Origin of the sequence: Orrella dioscoreae, assembly GCF_900089455.2 — a bacterium.
Taxonomy (GTDB): domain Bacteria; phylum Pseudomonadota; class Gammaproteobacteria; order Burkholderiales; family Burkholderiaceae_B; genus Orrella; species Orrella dioscoreae.
On the sequence record NZ_LT907988.1, the window covers coordinates 3,819,946 to 3,836,112 of the forward strand.

The window sequence follows — 16,167 nt, forward strand, 5'->3', positions numbered from 1 at the left end:
AATCGAAACCTATTCTCATTCACATCCCGCCCCTCCCCCATGCCCCCGCTCTCTTCCGCGCCTGCCATCGAAGCGCTTTATGCCGATCATCATGGCTGGCTTCGCGGGTGGCTGCGCAAGCGCCTGGGCGACGCGGCGGACGCGGCGGACCTGACGCACGATACCTACGTGCGCATCCTGGTCACCGGCCGCACGCCGTCGGAGGCGGACTCCCGCTGCCACCTGGCGCGCATCGCGAACGGCCTGGTGGTGGATCTCCATCGCCGCCGCCGCATCGAAGCCGCCTATCTGGATGCCGTGAGCCTGCTGCCGGCCGCGCATGCCCCGTCGGAGGAAGACCGTGCGCTGGCCATCGAGGCGCTGGTGGAGCTCGACACGATCCTGCATGGCCTGGCGCCCAAGGCGCGTGCCGCCCTGCTGCTGTGCAAGCTGGAAGGCTTGGGCTATCGCGAGATCGCCGTCCGGCTGAACGTGTCGCTCTCGTCGGTGGAGAAATACATCGCCACCGCCCTGCGTGCCTGCTATCAGGCGCTGTATGACGCCCGCGGCTGACGCTGGCGCCGGCGCGCCGGACGACGCCGTGGTGGACCAGGCGGTGCAATGGATGGCACGCCTGTGGTCGGAAGACGCAGCGGATGCCGATCGCGCGGCCTGCGCCCGTTGGCGCGCCGCGCATCCCGACCACGAGCAGGCCTGGCGCCGCTTGCAGGCCATGCACGAGAAATTCGACGGCGTGCCACGCGGCATCGCCCAACACGCACTGCGCGTGCCCACCCCCGATCCCGCCGCCAGGCGCCGGGTACTGGCAGCGCTGGGCCTTGCCGGTACCGCCGCACTCGCCTATCCGCTGGCACGCCAGGCGCCCGCCCTGCAGGCAATGGCGGCGGACGCCCGCAGCGCCACGGGGGAAATCCGCGACCTCACGCTGCCTGACGGCACCCGGCTGGTGCTGGATACCGCCTCCGCCGTCAATCTGCGCTATGACGAACACGAGCGCCGCATCCTGCTGCTGCGCGGGCGCGTCCTGGTCGAGACCGCAAGCGATCCCGCCGGCCGCCCCCTGCGCGTGGAAAGCGCGCAGGGCACGGTCCAGGCGCTGGGCACGGTCTTCAGCGTGCAGCAGGAAGACGATGCCTCCGTGGCGGCAGTCCACGCAGGCGCCGTGGATATCCGGCCGGCCCGGGCCCACGGCGTGGCGGTGCGCGTCGAGGCCGGTCAACGCGCCCGCTACACCACCCGCGCGGCCCACGCACCCACCGTGCTGGACTTGCGGCAGGACGTTTGGCGGCAGGGCCAGTTGGTGGCGCAGGACATGCGCCTGGCCGACCTGCTGGCGGAACTCTCGCGCTATCGCCCCGGCCTCCTGCGCCATGACCCGGCCCTCTCCGAGTTGCGGGTGACGGGCGTTTTCTCCTTGACGGACACCGACCGCACGCTGGCCAACCTGGCAGAGGGACTGGGCTTGCAACTGATCCGCCGCACACGGTATTGGGTCACGCTCCAGCCAGGATGAGGGCAGGCGGGCAAGCAGGAAATTACAAAAAGAAACAAACTCTGGTGAGGAAGCTTTACGGGTTACCGGCCCCTCGTTCGGGAAACAGACAGAACCGCTGTTTCCACGAGGATCTTCCGACCATGGCACCCTGCCTGCCCTCCCTCCCCGGCCGCCGCCTGAGCGCCGGACTTGCCGCCACCCTCGCCCTGTCCTTGGCGTGCAGCCTCCCCGCGCAGGCGCAGGCGGACCCGCCCGCACTGGCTGCCGCCCGGCAATTCGACGTTGCCCCGGGATCGCTGGGCGCCGTCCTGACGCAATACGCCAGCCAGGCCGGGATCGAGCTGACCGCTCCCAGCGCCTTGCTGCAAGGCAAGACCAGCGCGGGGCTGGCAGGCAGGTACGGCGTTGCCGAAGGATTCGACGTCCTGCTGCGCGGCCAGGGATTGCAGGCGACACGCAGCGTCTCGGGCGCGTATACGCTGCGCGCCGTGCCTGCTGCCGGCCCGGGCGCCGCCACCACGCTGACGCCGGTGACCGTCGTGGGGTCCGTGCGCGAAGACCCCACCGCGGCGACGACCGGCTACCTGGCGCGACGCGGCCTGACGGGCAGCAAGACGGACACGCCCAATATCGAGATCCCGCAGGCCATCAGCGTCATCACCCGCGACCAGATGCAGGACCAGGGCGTGGCGCCCGCCTTGCAGGATGCGCTGCGCTACACACCCGGCCTCATCGGCACGCGCGGCGTGAACCTGACCGACGATTCGTTCAATATGCGCGGCTTCGCCGCAGGCCTTGCCACCACATCCAATACGCCGGTGTTCCGGGACGGCATGCGGCAATCCCCGGCCATGTATGCCTCGACCGTCGAACCCTACGGCATCGAGCGCATCGAGGTCATGCGCGGCCCTGGCTCGGTGCTGTTCGGCCAGGTGACGCCCGGCGGCCTGATCAACGTGACGACCAAGCGGCCCACGGACACGCCGCTGCGGGAGATCGAACTGCAGGGCGGCAGCCACGATCACAAACAGGTGGGCATCGACCTGGGCGGACCGTTGGACGACGACGGGGTTTGGAGCTATCGCGTGACCGCCATGGCGCGCGATGCCGACACGCAGACCGACTACATCCCGAACGACCGCCAGTACCTCGCGCCCGCGCTGACCTGGCGCCCTGCCGCGCATACCTCGCTGACGCTGCTGGCCAGCTATCAGCACACGCGCACCCTGTACAACTGGGGGCTGCCGGTGGCCGGCACGCTGCGCGACAACCCCAATGGCCGGCTGCCCCGCGATCGTTTCACCGGTGAACCCGATTTCGACGACTACGACACCAAGACCTGGACCGTCGGCTACCTGTTCGAACACAAGTTCAACGACACGCTGACGTTTCGGCAGAACGCGCGCTACTACCGATCCGACATGACCTGGAACTCCGCCTACGGCGCCGCCATGCAACCCAACCAGCGGCTGCTGAACCGCTTCGGCTTCATCCGCTCGGACGAATACAAGTCCTTCAGCGTGGACACCCAGATGCAGGCCAACTGGCGCCACGGCAATATCGCGCACACGACCCTGGCCGGCATCGATTATTCCTATACCCCCTGGGTGCGCGACGAACGGCGGGGCCAGGTGGCGGCACTGGATCTCTACAACCCGGTCTATGGCGCACCCATCATTCCCAACGCGCGCTCCAGCCGCGTGCTGGATACCGATGCCTCGCAAATGGGCTTCTACCTGCAGGAGCAGATGAAGATCGCGCAGCGCTGGGTCGTGATGGCGGGCGTGCGACACGACCGCAGCCGCAGCACGATCGATGGCGTCCTGACCACCGGCGCGGCCAACAGCCCGGAAAGCCGCCTCAAGCTGCGCGACCGCAACAGCGCCACCACGGGCCGCGCGGGCCTGGTGTATCTCTTCGACAACGGCTGGGCGCCCTACGTCAGCGCCGCCACCTCCTTCGAGCCCGAGTCCGGCGCGGTGGACTTCAACGGAGACACCTTCGAACCCACCAAGGGCAGGCAGTACGAAGTGGGCGTGAAGTTCGAATCACCGTCCAGTCCCTACATGTTCGGCGCCTCGGTCTATGACCTGCGCCGCAGCAACGTGCTGACCGCGGATCCTTTGCATCCGGGCTATTCGGTGCAGACGGGCGCCATCCGGTCACGGGGCCTGGAGCTGGAAGCGAAGGCCGACATCGCCAGGCAGTGGCAGTTGATCGGCGCCTATACCTACACCAACGCCAAGATCCTGCGCAGCAACGCAGGCGATGCGGGCACCGCCCCACCCGGCGTGCCGCGCCACACGATCGCGCTGTGGGGGGTCTATCGCTTCGGCGATGCAGTGGCCCCCGGCCTGAAGGCGGGCGCGGGCGCGCGCCACATCATCGGCACCAGCGGCTACGTGCTCGGCACCACGCCCACCGATGCCAGGTTGCCCTCCTATACCGTGGTCGACGCCATGCTGGGCTACGAGACCGGGCCATGGACGCTGACGCTGAACGTCAACAACCTGCTCGACAAGCGCTACGTGCAGTCCTGCTATTACGCCACCACCACTTGCTTCTATGGCGAAGGCCGCAGCGCCATCGCTCGCGCAGCCTACCGCTGGTAAAGACGCAGCGGGCGCATACAGTGGGACGGCAAGCCGAATCCGGCGCGGGCCTTGCGCTGCCGCGCCTGCAACGGCAGCACCTCGTGCTGCTGCACCGCTATGTCGGCCTGCTCATGGCGGCATTCCTGCTGATTGCCGCGATCACCGGCACGTTGCTGGCCTTTCGCGAGGAACTGGACCAGGCATTGGCGCCCGAGCTGTTCTTCGCCGACAGCGATGCAAGGACGCCATTGCTGGATCCCTACACCTTGCGCGAACGCGTCTCCGCCCAGCTGGGACCGCTCGCCAGGGTCGATGCCGTCGTGCTGGCCTTGCGGCCTGGCCGGACCGTCCGCTTTCCGGTGGCCCCCAACCCCGACCTCGCCACGGGTACGTTCGCCGTGCTGGGCCATGACGAGATCTACGCGGACCCGCACACCGGCAAGATCCAGGGCAGGCGGTATCGGGAAAGACTGGGCGTATCCGCCGCGCAGGTCGTGCCCTCGCTCTTCGTCATCCACCATTCGCTGGCACTGCCCGGCAGATGGGGCACGCTGCTGCTGGGCGTGATCTCGTTGCTCTGGACCCTCGATTGCTTCGCGGGCGCGTGGCTGACCTTGCCCAGGGGCCGGCCCTTCATGCAGAAATGGCGACCGGCCTGGCAACTGAAGTGGGGGGCGGGCGCCTACCGCGCCACCCTGGACCTGCATCGCGCGGGGGGCCTGTGGGGCTGGGCCGTGTTGCTGCTCTTCGCCTGGTCCAGCGTGATGTTCAACCTGCGCGAGCCGGTGTTCCGACCCGTCATGGGCCTGTTCCTCGACTTCGACGACTCCTGGCGCAGCGTGCCCATGCGTTCGTCGCCCGTCCTGCGACCCCGCCTGGACTGGCCTGCCGCGCACGCGGCGGCACGCAAGGCCATGCAGGAACTGGCGCGCGAGACAGGCATGCGCGTCAACGCCGAGGAACGCCTGCAACTGGACAGGCGCCGGGGCGTGTACGCCTATCTCGTCCACTCCACCCTGGACCTGCGGCCCACCGTCGGCAACACGGCGATCCTGATCGACGCCGACACGGGCCAGGCGCTGGGACGCTGGCTGCCCACCGGCGGACCGGCGGGCAACACCGTCAGCAACTGGCTGGGCGCCCTGCACATGGCCCATGTCTTCGGACGCCCCTACCAGGTGTTCGTCGCGCTGACCGGCCTGCTCACTGCGCTGCTTACCGTCACCGGCGTGCTGATATGGCTGCGCAAGCGCCGCGCGCGGCATGCCAGGCCCCCCGGCGGCCCCTCAGGCCAGTACCGGTAGGCCAGGCAGCCGGCACGCTCAGCGGTCCCGTGCCCGGCCTCCCAGCGTGGCAAAGAAACTTGCCACGAAGGCGCCGACCAGCATCGACACGAACGCCCAGAAGGAAAACGCCGCCGCGGCCTTGCGCGCGGTATCGGCGGCCTCGCGGGCCTTCTGTTCGGCCTCCTGGGCCACCTGCCTGGCCTGGTCCTCGACCTGCTTCAGGCGTTGCTGCGCGCTGGCCTCGTCCACGCCCGCTTCCCGGGCGATCAACTTCACCAGGTACGCGCGATCCGCCTCGGAGAGCTGGCCGGTGGACAGGCTGCGTCCCAGGATGCGCGACGCCTCCTGGCGAGTGTCGCCCGGCGCGCCCGTGGCGGCGGGATCGTCGGCGCGGAACAACGCATCCGTGAAGTAGTCCAGCGAAAGACCCTCGCCTTCCCCTTGCGCGGCTTGCCCCGCCGCCGCCGTGAGCGCGCTGGCGCCCGCGCCGGCCACCGCCCCGCCCACCTTGGCGGCGCCCGAGACGGCGGACGAGAGTGCCGAACCGACCAGGATCAAACCCACCAGGGCGCTCAGCGCCCAGACGAGAAACCCGTGCGCGGTATCCCGGAAATAGGCTTCGTCATTATTGACATCCGTCCATTTCGTGCGCAGGCGGCCCGTCACATAACCTGCAATGCCATAGGCGATGACCTGCGTCGCGAACAGCCATGCAATCGACCCGACCGCCAGCGTGGTGCCCGATGCGCCTTCGTCACGCCACGGCGAAACCGAGAGGAATCCGAAACCGGAGCCGCCGGTCAGGAGCAATGCCGATACCGCGGCGGCAATGACCGCCCCGGCGACGACTGCCCCCCACGACACGGCGGATCGGGAGGACTCCAGGCCGCCGTGACCATAGGGGGAGGAGGAGATGGATGTCTGGGTATTTTGCATGACGATTCCTTTGTTGGAGGCACAGAAAATCGGCACTACGAAAAACTCATCCGGATATGAAAACGTGTGGCAGGCAACACCAGCGCGCCAGCAAAAGATACCAGCGATGGTTTTTTTCGCAAGGACCCGCTTTAAACAAAAGCCTTCTGAAATAATGTTTGGAAATAAATAAGCGCTTGGGCCGCGCAAAATGAATACTGGCATCACCCTTGCGGCCAATCCTGCAGGCGCGGGCCGGCGGCGGCACGCCGTCCGCGATCAGTAGCGGTAACGCAGATTCAGCATCACGCTGCGCGGCTGGCCGTAATAGTTCTGGCGCGTCGCGCCGCCCAGCTTCTCGTAGTACTTCCGGTCGAACAGGTTCTCCACCGTCAGCGTGCCGTCCAGATGCCTGTCGAAGGCATAGCCCAGTTGCGCCGTCACCAGGGTGACGCTGCCCTGCTCCCAGCGCACGTTGCCCGCCTGGTGATGGAAGCCGCTGTGGTAGCGCACCCCGCCGCCCACGCTGAAACCTTGCAGCGCCTCATCCTGGAAGGCGTAGCGCGTCCACAGGTGCATGGCGTGGCGCGGCGTCAGCGTGTTGAAGGCCAGGCCCTTCTGCGTGACCGGCGCCTCCAGGTATTTGGTCTGGGTATAGGCGTAGCCCGCCGTCACATCCCAGCCCGGCATCGGCGACCCGCTGATCTCCGTCTCGAAGCCCTGGCTGCGCACCCGGCCCGCCGCAATCGAGAACATGGGATTGTCGGGATCTGCCATGGCGCGGTTGCGGTCCACGATCTGGAACACCGCCGCGTGGGCGTTCAGGCGGCCATCCAGGAACGCGCCCTTCAGGCCGGTCTCCCACTGCCGTCCCTGGCGCGGCTTCAGCGTATTGCCCTGCGCGTCGGTGCTGGTCTGCGGCTGGAAGATGCTGGTGTAGCTGACATAGGCGGAGACCGTCGGGGTCAGGTCGGCGACGATGCCCGCATAGGGCGCCGGGCGGCCCTTGATCCGGTCGACGGATTGGTTGAACTCGCCGAAGTACATATTGTTGTTGCGCGCGTCGTTCTTCCACCACGTCAGTCGCGCGCCGCCGATCACCTTCAGCCAGTCGGTCACGGCGATGTTGGCGCGCGAGTACAGCCCCACCTGGCTGACACGCCCTTCGTTGCCGTTCACGCGGTCCATCTCCGGCTCGGCAGGGTTGCGCACCGGCGCGTGGATGTTCGTCGGGAACACGCTGCCGCCGCCGTAGCTGAAGTTCTTCAGCGTATAGGTATAGTCCGCGCCGACCAGCAGGGAATGCTCACGGCCGAACAGCGTGAAGGGCTGGTTCAGGTTCAGGTCGGCGCCGGTGGTCTGCCAGTGGTTGCGATAGGACCACGCGATGATGTTCGTGTCGCCATTGGCCGGATTGACCGGCGCGTTCGGCCACGTGAAGATCCGCGCGGGCGTGTCCGTGTCGCGATGGAACACGCTGGCCTTGATGCGGCCGCCCTGCGCCAGCCGGTGTTCCAGATCGGCGAAGAGCTCGGTGGTGTCCTCTTCCAGCCGCGTCCAGTCCGCGCTGACATTGGTGCTGCGCTTCACGTCCAGCAGGTCGCCATTGGCATAGGCAGGCAAGCCGAAGGCCGGCCGGCCGCGCGCCTGTTGGTGCGTGATGCCCGCGGCCACGGTCGTGTCCACGCCCAGATCGGCCTCGATGATGCCGTACAGCGTCGGCCGGCGCGAATCGACGCGGTCGACGAATGAACCGCGGTCCTCATAGGCCGCGATGAAACGCCCACGCACCTTGCCCGCCTCGTCGAAGGGCGTGCTGAGATCCGCCACGGCGCGGTAATAATCCCAGGTGCCCACGCTGGCCTGCGCCTCGAAGCCGAAGGTTTCCAGCGGACGCTTGCGCACCAGGTTCACGCTGCCGCCGGGCTCGCCGCTGCCCTGGTACAAGCCCGCGGGTCCGCGCAGCACTTCGATGCGGTCATAGATGGCCAGGTCGAACCCCGTGGACAGGTTGCCGCTGCCCGCGGGCGCCGACAGGCCATCGACCTGGATGGCGTCCAGCGAGTAGCCGCGCGAAATGAAGCCGGACATGTTCATGCCCGTGCTCAGCGTCTCGACCGTGATGCCGGTGACGTTGCGCATGGCATCGGACAGGCTGTTCAGGTTCTGGTCGTCCATCTGCTTGCGCGTCACCACCGATACCGACTGCGGAATCTCACGCAGGGTCTGGCCGCCCTTGCCGATCGTGACCGCGCGGCTGGCATAGCTGCCCGAGCCTTCGCTGGTGGCGATGGGCGCCACGCCCAGCACCGTGACCGGCGCCAACGCCGACGCCGACGAGGCCGGCACCGGCTCCAGCCCATAACGACCGGGCCCGCGCGGCACGGCGCGGTAGCCGCTGCCGCGCAACAGGCGGTCGAATCCCTCCTGTACGCCATGGTCGCCACGCAGGCCGGCGCTTTGGCGGCCTGCCAGCAGGGTCGGATCGAAAACCAGTTGCACGCCCGCGCCGGCCGCGAACTGTGCCAGGACGTCGCCCAGCGCACCCGCCGCGATCTGCTGCGCCGGGGCCGGCGACGTCTGCGACCAGGCGGCGCCAGGCAACGCGGCGCCCAAGGCGGCACACAGCGCCAGCATGCGCAGGCCGGGGACACGGCGGGAATTGACGGAAGAAGCAGCCGGGTGGGAAGCGCTGGCGGCGAGCGCGCGTTGGCGAGCCATGAAGGGAACGTCCTTAGGTCGGGAAAGTGGAGGGATGCGCATTGCCGGGCAACGCGCCTTCCTCTCTCTCTCCGGACGAGAAGGAAAAAGTGATCACTGTCTGGCGAAGTTATTTCAGGCCGGGCCGACCGATACCCAGTAGCGGCTGAAACGCCTCACCCGCAAGGGCAATTGGCCTTGCAGCGTGTCCAGCGCCGCGTCGGTGTCGGCCAGGGACAAGGCGCCGGACACGGGCAGGTCGGCCACCGCCGGATCACAGCGCAGCACGCCGGGACGGTAGCGGCCCAGCTCGGCCAACAGGTCCGCCAGGCGCATGTTGCGCGCCACCAGCATGCCCTGGCGCCACAGCAGCGCAGACGCGTCCACGACGGACTGGACGGGCTCGGCCCCCGGCAGGAAGCGCGCCTGCTCGCCCGCGCCCAAGCGGATGGCATCCCCCGTGACGGGTCGCCACAGCACGGCATGCTGAAACACCGCCACTTGCACGCCCGGCGCCAGGCGACGCACCGTGAAGCGGGTGCCTTGCGGCTCGACCTCACCCCACGGCGTTTCCACCCGCAAGGGACGGCCCGCCGGGTCGGCGTGACCCGTCTCGACGAAGACTTCCCCGGCATGCAGCACCAGCCGCCGCTCCGTGGGGGTAAATCTCACGCTCACCGCGCTGGCGGTGTTCAGCACGAGTTGCGTGCCGTCATCCAGGGTCAGCGACCGGCGCTCTCCCGTGCCGGTGGATAGGTCGGCCGTCCATACCTGCCAGGGCTGTTCGCGCCACGCCAACCAGGCCACCGGTGCGGCCAGCACCAGGCCCGCGCCGGCGCGCAGGACCGCGCGGCGGTTTGCCGTGCGCCTGGCGCCCCGACGCTGCGCCAGGCGCACGGCTTGGGGGCCGATGCCCGCGGGCAATGCGTCGAATGCGCCCAGCACCTTTTCCGCCCGCGCCCAGGCACGCGCCTGGGCCTCGCCCTGTCCCAGCCAGGCCTCGAAGGCCTGGTGGTCAGCCGCGCCGGGGCGCTCATAACGCAGGCGCAACACCCACTCCGCGGCTTCCTCCAGCAATGCCGGGTCTACCGGCAGCGCCGCCCCGTCATCCGTCACGAGGGTGCTCATTCCGCCGCCAGCATGCAGGCCATCAGTGCGCGGTGGATATGGCGGCGCACCGTGATGGCGGGCTTGCCCGTCCGTTCCGCGATCTCCCGCAGCGTCATGCCGTCCAGTTGCGCCATCAGGAAGACGTCACGCGTGAAGGCGGGCAGGCTGTCCAGCAGCGCATCCACGCGCAGCAGGGCCTCGACGATCAGCACCCCCGCCTCGGGCGACGGCGCCACCGCCTCCGGCACCCGCGCCAGCGCGTCCAGGTAGGCCTGCTCGACGTCACGGCGACGCCAGTGATCGACGAGCAATCCCTTGGCGATATGCGTGATCAGCGCGCGCGGCTCGTCCCGCAGGGCATGCACGCGCCGCGAGGTCATCAGGCGCAGGAAGGTGTCGTGCGCCAGATCGGCGGACGCGAATGCGTCCCCAAGGCGCCGGCGGAACCATCCCCTGAGCCAGCCGTGATGGGCGAGATACAGCGCCTCCACCGTCTGGCGCGCGGATAGGTCGGTCATTGAATGGGGAGCGGGAAAGGACTGGGGAAGAAAATAATGAGAATTCTTATCAATTATGAAGTAAAGCCCCGCGCAGCACAAAATCTTTAGGTTGTCCCCATTTCCAACCTGACGGTCATGCACAACGCCCCCGCGTGTAAACTTCAGGCTTTTTGATTCCCGCTGTATGGCAGAAGCCTCCCGACGCGCGCGCTTCAGCGGCCCCGCACTGGTTCGCCTGCTGGCTCGCCTGGCGGACATCGACGCAACTGAAAGCAAACAGGCGCTTCCAGACCGACTGAGCCAGTGGCTGGGCTGGTCCGACGCCATCACGCTGTCAGCCGCGCACAACGGCGAACCGCCACCCGTCCCTCCCGGCGCGCCCGTCTTCGATGACGAGCAAGGCCTGGAGGTGCAACGCTTGCGCGCCACGCTTGCCGGCGCCATCGATGACGACAGTCCGTTCAGGGGCAGGCCGGGCGCCCCGGCGCCCGCCCCCGCGCTCGACTACGTGGCCTATCGCCAGCACTACGTCTTCCTGCAGAAGACGATGGACACGGCGATCTCGCCGCTGCGCGTCCGCCTGCGCGCCATGCTGGCCGCCCGTGCCGGAGAGATGACCCGGCTGGCCGTCGTCGATGCGCTGATGGAACGCACCCTGAGCCCGCGCGAACGCGTGCTGTTCGGCAAGATTCCCACCGTGCTGGAACGGCGCTTCCGCCAGTTGCGCGACGACGATATCGCGGCGCGGACCGATGGCGAGGACGACAGTGCGCCGATCGCAGCCGGCCCCTGGCTGGACGTGTTCCGCCAGGACATGCGCGGCGTGCTGCGTGCCGAGCTCGACGTCCGCCTGCAGCCCGTGGAAGGACTGCTGGCCGCGTTGCGCGGCAGCTGACAACAACATAGACAAGACAGACCCCATGACCCGAACGCTTTTCCGATGTGCCGTTTTCCTGGCGGGCCTTGCCGTCGTGGGCTGGATCGCCGCCGGTTACGTAGGCAGCAACCCGCTTGCGCTGGCCGTCACCGTGCTGATCGGCGTCTGCTACCTGGCAGGCTCGCTGGAATTGCTGCAGTACCAGCGCCACACCAGCGCCCTTTCGCAGGCGCTGGCCGGCCTGACCGCGCCGCCCGCCAGCTTGAATGACTGGCTGGACGCGCTGCCCGCCAGCCTGCGCCCCGCCACGCGCCTGCGCGTGGACGGCGAACGCGTGGGCCTGCCCGGCCCGGCGCTCACGCCCTATCTGGTCGGCCTGCTGGTGCTGCTGGGCATGCTCGGCACCTTCCTCGGCATGGTCGCCACGCTGCGCGGCACCGGCGCCGCGCTGGAAAGCGCCGCCGACCTGCAGGCCATCCGCGCCTCGCTGGCCACGCCCATCAAGGGGCTGGGCTTTGCCTTCGGCACCTCGGTCGCGGGCGTCGCCACCTCGGCCATGCTGGGTCTGCTGGCCGCCCTCGCCCGTCGCGAACGCGCCGAGGTGTCCCGCAGCCTGGACGCCAGCGTGAGCACCACGCTGCGTCCCTTTACCGCCGCGCACCGGCGCGACGAAGCCCTGGCGCTGTCCCAGCGCCAGGCCGACATCCTGCCCGCGCTGGTCGAGCAGTTGCGCGGCCTGACCGCCGCGCTGCAGCAACAGCACCAGGACCTGGGCCAGCGCCTGTCCACCAGCCAGGACGCCTTCCACGGCAAGACCGAGACGCTGTACACCCGCCTGGCCGACACGCTGGGCCAGGCCCTGAAGGACAGCGCGGCGGAAAGCGCGCGCGCCGCCGGCGCCGCCATCCAGCCCGCCGCCGAGGCCACGCTGGCGGGCCTGACCCGCGAAACCGCCACCTGGCAGGCCTCGGTGTCGCAGACGCTGCAACAGCAGGTGGACGCCATCGCCACGCGCCTGGGCACGACCACCGACACCCTCGCCACCCGCCTGGACACCGCCACCGGCGCCATTGCCCAGCAACTGGCGCAAAGCACCCAGGCCATCGCCGCGAACCTGGAAGGCAGCACCGCCAGCATCGCCACGAACCTGAAGGACACCACGGCATCCATCGCCACGCGCCTGGAAAGCGCCACCACCGCCATCGCCGGCAACCTGAGCGGCACCAGCACCGACATCGCCACGCGCCTGGATACCAGCACCCGCGCCATCGCGGACAACCTGGCTGCCAGCACCGCCTCGATCTCGGACAGCCTGGACCAGAACACCCGCGCAATCGCCACGAGCCTGGACAACACCACGCGCGCCATCGCCGCGAATCTCGAAACCAGCACCGGCGCCATCACCCGTAACCTGGAAACCAGCACCGCCGGCATCCGTGCCAGCCTGGATGCCGGCACCGATTCCACAGCGGAAAAGCTGGCTGCCGTGGCCGAGATCGCCTCGGTGCAGCTCGAAGCCACCACCCAGGCCGTCACCGAGACCTGGCGTCAGGCATTGGCCGATCACCAGCAGGCCAGCGACACGCTGATGCACACGCAGCGCTATGCGCTGGAACGCTCGGCTGGCACGCTGGAGAAGAGCGTCGGCGCCCTGCTGACCGGCATGGACACGCGCATGACCGAGGTCACGACGCAGCTCTCGCAAGCCTGGACCGAGGCCCTGGCTCGCCACGAAAGCGCCAACGGCAAGCTGGCCGAGCAGAACCAGGCCATGCTGGATGCGGCCGCCGCCCAATTGGCGCAGCAGTCCGCCGACACCGTGCGCGCGGCGGAGGCCGCCCGCCAGACCCTGCAGGACACACTGGCCGCGCGCGACGAAGAACGCCTGGCCGCATGGACCGGCGAGCTGCGCACCATCGCCGCGTCGCTGCGCGACACCTGGCAGCAAGCCGGTGAACACGCCGCCGCGCAACAGCGCGAGGTCAGCGCGTCGCTGTCGCGCAGCGCCGATGACATTGCCGAGCGCGCGCGCGAACACGCCACCACCACGCTGGCCGAGATCGCCCGCCTGATGCAGGCCGCGGCCGAGGCGCCCAAGGCCGCGGCGGACGTCATCGCCGAACTGCGCGACCGCCTGTCGGACAGCATGGCCCGCGACAACGCCATGCTGGACGAGCGCGCGCGCCTGATGGAAAGCCTGCGCACCCTGCACGACGCGGTGAACCAGGCCTGCACCGAGCAACGCGGCGCCATCGACGCGCTCATCAGCACCTCGTCCGACCTCATGGAACGCGTGGGCAGCCAGTTCCGTGACACCGTGCTGTCCGAGACCGACAAGCTGTCGCAGGCCGTGCAGTCGGAAACCGGCAAGCTGTCCGAAGCCGCCGACCAGGTGGCCGGCAGCGCCACGCAGGTCAGCAGCCTGGGCGACGCCTTCGGCGCCTCGGTCCAGGCCTTCGACTCGGCCAACGAAAAGCTGGTGGCCCACCTGGCGCGCGTCGAAGCCGCGCTGGACAAGTCGCTGGCACGCAGCGACGAGCAGCTTGCCTATTACGTGGCGCAGGCCCGCGAGGTCGTGGACCTGAGCCTGCTGTCGCAGAAGCAGATCATCACCGAGCTCAAGCGCGCCGCTGAAAGCAGGAATCCGGACGGCGCCGAGGCGGCATGAGAGACGATCTCGACGCGGGCGTGGAGCCCGGCGCCCCCGCCTGGGCCGTCTTCGGCGACCTGATGTCGGTGCTGCTGGGCGCCTTCGTGCTCATCCTGGTGGGCGTGATCGGCTTCCAGCTGGAACTCTCGGCCCGGTTGCAGGAAGAAGTGGCGCAACGTGAAGCCGAGACCCAGCGCCGCCAGACCCTGGAAGAAGCGCTGGCCGGCCCCCTGCTGGCGGGCCGCGTGACGCTGGTGGACGGGCGCATCGGCATCAGCGGCAACGTCCTGTTCGCGTTGAATTCCGACCAGTTGCAGGCCGAAGGCCTGGACGTGCTGAAAAGCCTGGCCGCGCCGCTGGGCGAATACCTGCGCAGCCGCGACGAAATCCTGATGGTCAGCGGCTTCACCGATGACCGGCCCGTGCACGGCAACAACCGCCGCTTCGCGGACAACTGGGAACTGTCCGCGCAGCGTGCGCTGACGGTCACGCGCGCCCTCATCGATGAAGGCCTGCCCGCCAGCTCGGTGTTCGCCGCGGCTTTCGGTTCGGAGCAACCCGTGGCGTCGAACGACGACGAGGCCGGCCGCGCGCGCAACCGCCGCGTGGAGATCGCCCCGCTGCCCCGCCCCGCCGCCACCGAGGCGCCCGCGCCATGACGGCGCCAGACGTGTCCCGCGAACGCGGCCCCCTGGGCCTGCTGTGCGACGACATCGTTCGCCAACGCGAGGGCAGCCCTTTCCAGGCGGCCTACCCCGAGCTGCCGCTGCTGGATGAGTTGCGCGAGCTCTGGGCCAGCCTGGGCGCCGACCAGCAGCTGCGCCAATCGGAAGAACAGGTGCCCGACAATGCCGGGCCGCTGAACTCCAGCCATCTCATCCACCGTTCGCTGTCGCTGATGCGCGCGCAGTCGCCGGACTATCTGCGGCAGTTCCTGGCTTACGCCGAAACGTTGTCGTGGATGGAGGAATTGGTGGAAAGCAGCGTGGCGCCGAGGAATCCGGCCATGGCGGGCGCCCGCAAGAGCACGCGGGGCGCAAAGGCCCGTTGAAAGACGGCGGCGCCAGCGTCTACCACGCCACGCCCTCGTCCCCCGGCGCGCGCAGATGCCTGGCAAACCGCTGGGCCAGGAACTCCACGAAGGCCACGGTCTTGGCCGGCAGGTTCAGGCGCTCCGGGTACAGCACATGGACGTCCGCCGCGGGCGGATGCCACTCCGGCAGCACCACGGCCAGCCGCCCCGCGCGAACCAGTTCAGCCGTTTCCCAATCCGAGCGCAACACGATGCCGTGCCCGTCCAACGCCCATTGCGTGGCAGCCTGTCCATCGTTTGCGCTGAGCGGCCCGCGCACCTTGATGGTTTCATGGCGCTGGCCCGATTGCAGTTGCCAGGTGCCATAGGCCAGCTCGTTTTCCCGCACCACGATGCAACGATGTCCCAGCAGATCGCGCGGCGTGGCGGGTTCGCCGTGCGTGGCCAGGTAACGCGGCGCGGCGCACAGCCTGCGCCGGTTCGAGGCAATGCGGCGGCCGGTCAGGCGCGCATCGGGCAGATCTCCCACCCGCACGCCCACGTCCAGGCCTGACTCGATCAGGTTCATCGGCCTGTCGGTCAGCTGCAGCTGCACGTCCACGTCGGGGTACTGCCGCACGAAGTCCGACACCGCCGGCACGATGTGCACGCGGCCGAAACCGAAGGTGGCGTTCACGCGCAGCAAGCCCTGGGGCCGCGCGCGGGCGCTGGTGACGCTGCGCTCCAGGGCATCCAGTTCAGCCAGGATGAGCCGCCCGCCCGCCAGATAGACCTCGCCCTCCTGCGTCACGCTGATACGTCGCGTGCTGCGGTTCAGCAGGCGCACGCCCAGCCTGCGCTCCAGGTTGGCCAGGCGCGTACTGACGGCGGGCGGCGTCAGTCCGAGTTCGCGCGCGGCGGCCGACAGGTTGCCGTGGCGCACGACCAGCGCGAAGAAAGCCAGATCGGAGAGTCCGTCCATGGGCGCTCCTGCCGCCAATTATTAAATTCAATTTACCAACAGTGTA

The 16,167-nt window shown here is 68.9% G+C and carries 13 protein-coding genes; 8 read left to right on the forward strand and 5 right to left on the reverse strand.

Going from position 1 to position 16,167, the window contains the following annotated elements:
* Positions 1–39 precede the first annotated feature (39 nt).
* The 4 genes from ODI_RS17705 (at position 40) to ODI_RS17720 (ending at position 5,393) form a co-directional block, all read left to right on the forward strand.
* Positions 40–552, forward strand: coding sequence for a sigma-70 family RNA polymerase sigma factor (locus tag ODI_RS17705; protein WP_067748792.1), 513 nt, complete (start codon positions 40–42; stop codon positions 550–552).
* Positions 536–1,513: a FecR domain-containing protein gene (locus tag ODI_RS17710; RefSeq protein WP_067748790.1), complete on the forward strand. Its 978-nt coding sequence runs from the start codon at positions 536–538 to the stop codon at positions 1,511–1,513. Before ODI_RS17705 ends, ODI_RS17710 begins: the two co-directional genes overlap by 17 nt.
* Positions 1,514–1,635: 122 nt before the next feature.
* Positions 1,636–4,107: a TonB-dependent siderophore receptor gene (locus tag ODI_RS17715; protein WP_067748787.1), complete on the forward strand. Its 2,472-nt coding sequence runs from the start codon at positions 1,636–1,638 to the stop codon at positions 4,105–4,107.
* A 20-nt stretch (positions 4,108–4,127) separates the two neighbouring features.
* On the forward strand, positions 4,128–5,393 hold the full coding sequence (locus ODI_RS17720; RefSeq protein WP_231968084.1) for a PepSY-associated TM helix domain-containing protein: 1,266 nt from the start codon (positions 4,128–4,130) through the stop codon (positions 5,391–5,393).
* A gap of 18 nt (positions 5,394–5,411) precedes the next feature.
* Here ODI_RS17720 and ODI_RS17725 read toward each other — a convergent pair whose 3' ends face one another.
* The 4 genes from ODI_RS17725 to ODI_RS17740 form a co-directional block, all read right to left on the reverse strand.
* Positions 5,412–6,311 (reverse strand): hypothetical protein, encoded by a 900-nt coding sequence (locus tag ODI_RS17725; RefSeq protein ID WP_067748784.1) that lies wholly within the window; start codon positions 6,309–6,311, stop codon positions 5,412–5,414.
* A 258-nt stretch (positions 6,312–6,569) separates the two neighbouring features.
* Positions 6,570–9,011 carry a TonB-dependent siderophore receptor gene (locus ODI_RS17730; RefSeq protein WP_231968085.1) on the reverse strand — a complete coding sequence of 814 codons (2,442 nt, stop codon included), beginning with the start codon at positions 9,009–9,011 and terminating at the stop codon, positions 6,570–6,572.
* Positions 9,012–9,125: 114 nt separating this feature from the next.
* Entirely contained in the window at positions 9,126–10,118 is a 993-nt protein-coding gene (locus tag ODI_RS17735; protein WP_067748779.1) for a FecR domain-containing protein, read from the reverse strand.
* Positions 10,115–10,618: a sigma-70 family RNA polymerase sigma factor gene (locus tag ODI_RS17740; protein WP_067748777.1), complete on the reverse strand. Its 504-nt coding sequence runs from the start codon at positions 10,616–10,618 to the stop codon at positions 10,115–10,117. The genes ODI_RS17735 and ODI_RS17740 overlap by 4 nt, the downstream gene beginning before the upstream one ends.
* A gap of 166 nt (positions 10,619–10,784) precedes the next feature.
* Here ODI_RS17740 and ODI_RS17745 point away from each other — a divergent pair, with 166 nt between their 5' ends.
* Genes ODI_RS17745 through ODI_RS17760 form a run of 4 tightly spaced genes read left to right on the forward strand, consistent with a single transcriptional unit; the run spans position 10,785 to position 15,178 of the window.
* Positions 10,785–11,495, forward strand: coding sequence for a DUF3348 domain-containing protein (locus ODI_RS17745; RefSeq protein WP_067748775.1), 711 nt, complete (start codon positions 10,785–10,787; stop codon positions 11,493–11,495).
* Between the two features lie 25 nt (positions 11,496–11,520).
* Positions 11,521–14,145, forward strand: a complete 2,625-nt coding sequence (locus ODI_RS17750) for a DUF802 domain-containing protein (protein ID WP_067748772.1) — start codon at positions 11,521–11,523, stop codon at positions 14,143–14,145.
* Complete coding sequence (locus tag ODI_RS17755) at positions 14,142–14,786, forward strand: OmpA family protein (protein ID WP_067748770.1); 645 nt, start codon at positions 14,142–14,144, stop codon at positions 14,784–14,786. Before ODI_RS17750 ends, ODI_RS17755 begins: the two co-directional genes overlap by 4 nt.
* The gene (locus tag ODI_RS17760) at positions 14,783–15,178 is read left to right on the forward strand and encodes a DUF2894 domain-containing protein (protein ID WP_067748768.1); all 396 of its coding nucleotides are present in this window, start codon (positions 14,783–14,785) and stop codon (positions 15,176–15,178) included. Before ODI_RS17755 ends, ODI_RS17760 begins: the two co-directional genes overlap by 4 nt.
* A gap of 19 nt (positions 15,179–15,197) precedes the next feature.
* Here ODI_RS17760 and ODI_RS17765 read toward each other — a convergent pair whose 3' ends face one another.
* Positions 15,198–16,121: a LysR substrate-binding domain-containing protein gene (locus tag ODI_RS17765; protein WP_067748766.1), complete on the reverse strand. Its 924-nt coding sequence runs from the start codon at positions 16,119–16,121 to the stop codon at positions 15,198–15,200.
* Between the last annotated feature and the right edge of the window lie 46 nt (positions 16,122–16,167).

Bases quoted from the DNA above. Each gene is read 5' to 3' on its own strand.
- ODI_RS17715 (WP_067748787.1), top strand. From the start codon at position 1,636: ATGGCACCCTGCCTGCCCTCCCTCCCCGGCCGCCGCCTGAGCGCCGGA.
- ODI_RS17725 (WP_067748784.1), bottom strand. From the start codon at position 6,311: ATGCAAAATACCCAGACATCCATCTCCTCCTCCCCCTATGGTCACGGC.
- ODI_RS17755 (WP_067748770.1), top strand. From the start codon at position 14,142: ATGAGAGACGATCTCGACGCGGGCGTGGAGCCCGGCGCCCCCGCCTGG.
- ODI_RS17760 (WP_067748768.1), top strand. From the start codon at position 14,783: ATGACGGCGCCAGACGTGTCCCGCGAACGCGGCCCCCTGGGCCTGCTG.
- ODI_RS17765 (WP_067748766.1), bottom strand. From the start codon at position 16,121: ATGGACGGACTCTCCGATCTGGCTTTCTTCGCGCTGGTCGTGCGCCAC.
- ODI_RS17735 (WP_067748779.1), bottom strand. From the start codon at position 10,118: ATGAGCACCCTCGTGACGGATGACGGGGCGGCGCTGCCGGTAGACCCG.
- ODI_RS17750 (WP_067748772.1), top strand. From the start codon at position 11,521: ATGACCCGAACGCTTTTCCGATGTGCCGTTTTCCTGGCGGGCCTTGCC.
- ODI_RS17745 (WP_067748775.1), top strand. From the start codon at position 10,785: ATGGCAGAAGCCTCCCGACGCGCGCGCTTCAGCGGCCCCGCACTGGTT.
- ODI_RS17705 (WP_067748792.1), top strand. From the start codon at position 40: ATGCCCCCGCTCTCTTCCGCGCCTGCCATCGAAGCGCTTTATGCCGAT.
- ODI_RS17730 (WP_231968085.1), bottom strand. From the start codon at position 9,011: ATGGCTCGCCAACGCGCGCTCGCCGCCAGCGCTTCCCACCCGGCTGCT.
- ODI_RS17710 (WP_067748790.1), top strand. From the start codon at position 536: ATGACGCCCGCGGCTGACGCTGGCGCCGGCGCGCCGGACGACGCCGTG.
- ODI_RS17740 (WP_067748777.1), bottom strand. From the start codon at position 10,618: ATGACCGACCTATCCGCGCGCCAGACGGTGGAGGCGCTGTATCTCGCC.